Origin of the sequence: Halospina denitrificans (assembly GCF_004364635.1) — a bacterium.
GTDB lineage: Bacteria > Pseudomonadota > Gammaproteobacteria > Pseudomonadales > Oleiphilaceae > Halospina > Halospina denitrificans.
Genome location: NZ_SOAX01000009.1, coordinates 1 through 5,342 on the forward strand (window position 1 = coordinate 1; position 5,342 = coordinate 5,342).

Genomic DNA, 5,342 nt, shown 5'->3' on the forward strand with positions numbered 1-5,342 from the left:
AATTGCTTTAGAATTTGCGGTCCTAAATCAGCGGCTTAACGCGGCTGAGGTTCTTTAACAATTGGGTCAGATTATTTGTGTGGGCGCTGGCTGAGGTGGTCGACAGATCATCAAAGGTCAGTGCTCGTTGATTCGAGTGCGGTCTTTGAGCTTGTATAAGATGCTTCGGCATCGAATGATTTAAACTGAAGAGTTTGATCATGGCTCAGATTGAACGCTGGCGGCAGGCCTAACACATGCAAGTCGAGCGGTAACAGGTCCTTCGGGATGCTGACGAGCGGCGGACGGGTGAGTAATGCATGGGAACTTGCCCAGTAGTGGGGGATAGCCCGGGGAAACCCGGATTAATACCGCATACGCCCTGAGGGGGAAAGCGGGCCTTTGTGCTCGCGCTATTGGATGGGCCCATGTCGGATTAGTTTGTTGGTGGGGTAACGGCTTACCAAGGCGACGATCCGTAGCTGGTCTGAGAGGATGATCAGCCACACCGGGACTGAGACACGGCCCGGACTCCTACGGGAGGCAGCAGTGGGGAATATTGGACAATGGGGGCAACCCTGATCCAGCCATGCCGCGTGTGTGAAGAAGGCTTTCGGGTTGTAAAGCACTTTCAGTCGGGAGGAAAAGCTAGTCGTTAATACCGGCTAGTGTTGACGTTACCGGCAGAAGAAGCACCGGCTAACTCCGTGCCAGCAGCCGCGGTAATACGGAGGGTGCAAGCGTTAATCGGAATTACTGGGCGTAAAGGGCGCGTAGGCGGTTTGGTAAGCGAGTTGTGAAAGCCCCGGGCTCAACCTGGGAATGGCAATTCGAACTGCCAGGCTAGAATGCAGCAGAGGGTAGTGGAATTCCAGGTGTAGCGGTGAAATGCGTAGATATCTGGAGGAACACCAGTGGCGAAGGCGACTGCCTGGGCTGACATTGACGCTGAGGTGCGAAAGCGTGGGTAGCAAACAGGATTAGATACCCTGGTAGTCCACGCTGTAAACGCTGAGAACTAGTCGTTGGGGCTATTGAAGCCTTAGTGACGCAGCTAACGCGATAAGTTCTCCGCCTGGGGAGTACGGCCGCAAGGTTAAAACTCAAATGAATTGACGGGGGCCCGCACAAGCGGTGGAGCATGTGGTTTAATTCGACGCAACGCGAAGAACCTTACCTGGTCTTGACATCCTGCGAACTTGCTAGAGATAGCTTGGTGCCTTCGGGAGCGCAGTGACAGGTGCTGCATGGCCGTCGTCAGCTCGTGTCGTGAGATGTTGGGTTAAGTCCCGTAACGAGCGCAACCCTTGTCCTTAGTTGCCAGCGGTCCGGCCGGGAACTCTAGGGAGACTGCCGGTGACAAACCGGAGGAAGGTGGGGATGACGTCAGGTCATCATGGCCCTTACGGCCAGGGCTACACACGTGCTACAATGGGGCGCACAGAGGGCAGCTAAGCCGCGAGGTGCAGCGAATCCCTTAAAACGCCTCGTAGTCCGGATCGGAGTCTGCAACTCGACTCCGTGAAGTCGGAATCGCTAGTAATCGCAGATCAGAATGCTGCGGTGAATACGTTCCCGGGCCTTGTACACACCGCCCGTCACACCATGGGAGTGGACTGCACCAGAAGCGGTTAGTCTAACCTTCGGGAGGACGATCGCCACGGTGTGGTTCACGACTGGGGTGAAGTCGTAACAAGGTAGCCGTAGGGGAACCTGCGGCTGGATCACCTCCTTATCGACACGTCGACGCCTCTCCAGCGTCCACAACAAATAATCTGACCCGTTGTAAGAGCATAGTTCTGGGCGAGGCCCGGCAAGGGTGACAGCCCTTGATGAGTTTGGGTCTGTAGCTCAGTTGGTCAGAGCGCACCCCTGATAAGGGTGAGGTCGGTGGTTCAAGTCCACCCAGACCCACCAGAATTGCCCGCGTGCGGTTCTGGCGCTAGTGAGAGACGGGGCCGTAGCTCAGTTGGGAGAGCGCCTGCCTTGCACGCAGGAGGTCAGGAGTTCGATTCTCCTCGGCTCCACCAGTTCTGGAAACGGTGATCAAAGATGAGTTTTTTCGCTGAGAAAACTGATCTGTGATCACACGCATCACAATGCTCTTTAACAATTCGGCAAGCAGTAATATTTGTAATTGGATAAGTGACGACTTTCCCTTTTGGGAAAAGCGCTCATTTGATCAATTGCACTGATTCAAGCGTTATCCGGCGTATTGGCAGTGACCTGTAGATCACGTTTAGGCGTGCGCTGCGGGTTATATAGTCAAGCGAATAAGCGCAAACGGTGGATGCCTTGGCAGTCAGAGGCGATGAAGGACGTGGAAGCCTGCGAAAAGCGTCGGGGAGCTGGCAAACAAGCTTCGATCCGGCGATCTCCGAATGGGGAAACCCACCTGGTTTCGGCCAGGTATCGTGCGCTGAATACATAGGCGCTCGAGGCGAACCCGGGGAACTGAAATATCTAAGTACCCGGAGGAAAAGAAATCAACCGAGATTCCCCAAGTAGCGACGAGCGAACGGGGATTAGCCCTTAAGCTTATGGGTGGGTAGTGGAAGTGTCTGGAAAGTCACACCATAGAGAGTGATAGTCTCGTACGCGAAACGCGCCCATAAGTGAAATCGAGTAGGACGGGGATCGTGGAAACCTGTCTGAACACGGGGGGACCATCCTCCAAGGCTAAATACTCCTGACTGACCGATAGTGAACCAGTACCGTGAGGGAAAGGCGAAAAGAACCCCTGTGAGGGGAGTGAAATAGACCCTGAAACCGTTTGCGTACAAGCAGTGGGAGCCTCCTTCGGGGGGTGACTGCGTACCTTTTGTATAATGGGTCAGCGACTTACTTTCAGTGGCAAGGTTAACCGTTTAGGGGAGCCGTAGGGAAACCGAGTCTTAACAGGGCGGCCAGTCGCTGGGAGTAGACCCGAAACCGGGCGATCTATCCATGGCCAGGGTGAAGGTCGGGTAACACCGACTGGAGGCCCGAACCCACCTATGTTGAAAAATGGGGGGATGAGCTGTGGATCGGAGTGAAAGGCTAATCAAGCCCGGAGATAGCTGGTTCTCCTCGAAAGCTATTTAGGTAGCGCCTCGTGTATCACTGCTGGGGGTAGAGCACTGTTTGGGCTCGGGGGCCATCTCGGCTTACCAACCCCATGCAAACTCCGAATACCAGCAAGTGCAATCACGGGAGACAGACAGCGGGTGCTAACGTCCGTTGTCAAGAGGGCAACAACCCAGACCGCCAGCTAAGGTCCCCAAGTACCGGTTAAGTGGGAAACGATGTGGGAAGGCAAAGACAGCTAGGAGGTTGGCTTAGAAGCAGCCATCCTTTAAAGAAAGCGTAATAGCTCACTAGTCGAGTCGGCCTGCGCGGAAGATGTAACGGGGCTAAACCGGTCACCGAAGCTGCGGACGCCTCTTTGAGGCGTGGTAGAGGAGCGTTCTGTACGCCTGCGAAGGTCCACCGAGAGGTTGGCTGGAGGTATCAGAAGTGCGAATGCTGACATGAGTAACGATAAAGGAGGTGAAAACCCTCCTCGCCGGAAGACCAAGGTTTCCTGCGCAACGCCAATCGGCGCAGGGTGAGTCGGCCCCTAAGACGAGACCGAAAGGTGTAGTCGATGGGAAACGGGTTAATATTCCCGTACCTCGCGTGACTGCGATGGGGGGACGGAGAAGGCTAGGCGGAGCCGGGCGAGTGGTTGTCCCGGTTCAAGCGTGTAGGCAGTGGCTGTAGGCAAATCCGCAGCCGCAACGTCGAGACGCGACGACGAGCGCCCAAGGGCGCGAAGCCGCCGATGCCATGCTTCCAGGAAAAGCCTCTAAGCTTCAGGTCACGTGGGACCGTACCCCAAACCAACACAGGTGGTCAGGGTGAGAATCCCAAGGCGCTTGAGAGAACTCGGGTAAAGGAACTAGGCAAAATGGTGCCGTAACTTCGGGAGAAGGCACGCCGCGTTAGTGTGAAGTCCCTCGCGGGCGGAGCACGAGGCGGTCGAAGATACCAGGCCCCTACGACTGTTTACTAAAAACACAGTACTCTGCGAACTCGAAAGAGGATGTATAGGGTATGACGCCTGCCCGGTGCCGGAAGGTTAATTGATGGGGTTAGCGTTCGCGCGAAGCTCTTGATCGAAGCCCCGGTAAACGGCGGCCGTAACTATAACGGTCCTAAGGTAGCGAAATTCCTTGTCGGGTAAGTTCCGACCTGCACGAATGGCGTAACGATGGGGGCGCTGTCTCTACCCGAGACTCAGTGAAATTGAAATCGCTGTTAAGATGCAGTGTATCCGCGGCCAGACGGAAAGACCCCGTGAACCTTTACTATAGCTTCACAGTGAACTTTGAGCATGCTTGTGTAGGATAGCTGGGAGGCTTTGAAGCGGTAACGCCAGTTGCCGTGGAGCCACCCTTGAAATACCAGCCTGGCATGTTTGAGGTTCTAACTCAGCGCTGTCATCCAGCGCGAGGACACTGTGTGGTGGGTAGTTTGACTGGGGCGGTCTCCTCCCAAAGCGTAACGGAGGAGCACAAAGGTGGGCTAAGTACGGTCGGACATCGTACGGTTTGTGTAAAGGCATAAGCCCGCTTGACTGCGAGACCAACATGTCGAGCAGGTGCGAAAGCAGGTCTTAGTGATCCGGTGGTTCTGTATGGAAGGGCCATCGCTCAACGGATAAAAGGTACTCCGGGGATAACAGGCTGATACCGCCCAAGAGTTCACATCGACGGCGGTGTTTGGCACCTCGATGTCGGCTCATCACATCCTGGGGCTGAAGCCGGTCCCAAGGGTATGGCTGTTCGCCATTTAAAGTGGTACGCGAGCTGGGTTTAGAACGTCGTGAGACAGTTCGGTCCCTATCTGCCGTGGACGTTGGAGATTTGAGGAAAGCTGCTCCTAGTACGAGAGGACCGGAGTGGACGAACCTCTGGTGTTCCGGTTGTCACGCCAGTGGCATTGCCGGGTAGCTAAGTTCGGACAGGATAACCGCTGAAGGCATCTAAGCGGGAAGCCCCTTCCAAGATGAAATCTCCCCGGGCCCTCGAGGCCCCTGAAGAGCCGTCCAAGACCAGGACGTGGATAGGCCGGGTGTGGAAGCGCTGCAAGGCGTTAAGCTAACCGGTACTAATGGCTCGTGCGGCTTGACTATATAACACCCCAGCGCATGCGCTCCGGGTAACGCTTGAATCAGCATTACTGCTTGCCTGCCTTTTTGCCTGACGACCACAGCGAGTGGGAACCACCTGATCCCTTGCCGAACTCAGAAGTGAAACCACTCAGCGCCGATGGTAGTGTGGGGTCTCCCATGCGAGAGTAGGTCATCGTCAGGCGCCTACACCCAAAGCCCCGCCCGGTAA

At 55.6% G+C, this 5,342-nt stretch carries 2 tRNA genes and 3 rRNA genes; all 5 read left to right on the forward strand.

Annotation, left to right across the window (positions count from 1 at the left end):
• Nucleotides 1–182: 182 nt before the first annotated feature.
• A 16S ribosomal RNA gene (locus tag DES49_RS15305) occupies nucleotides 183–1,714 on the forward strand.
• Between the two features lie 105 nt (nucleotides 1,715–1,819).
• Nucleotides 1,820–1,896: transfer RNA gene (locus DES49_RS15310), tRNA-Ile, on the forward strand.
• A 37-nt stretch (nucleotides 1,897–1,933) separates the two neighbouring features.
• Nucleotides 1,934–2,009 (forward strand) — tRNA-Ala (locus DES49_RS15315).
• A gap of 233 nt (nucleotides 2,010–2,242) precedes the next feature.
• Nucleotides 2,243–5,134 (forward strand): 23S ribosomal RNA (locus DES49_RS15320).
• A gap of 66 nt (nucleotides 5,135–5,200) precedes the next feature.
• Nucleotides 5,201–5,315 (forward strand): 5S ribosomal RNA (gene rrf, locus DES49_RS15325).
• The 16S, 23S and 5S rRNA genes sit together here with 2 tRNA genes alongside, the layout of an rRNA operon.
• Nucleotides 5,316–5,342 lie beyond the last annotated feature (27 nt).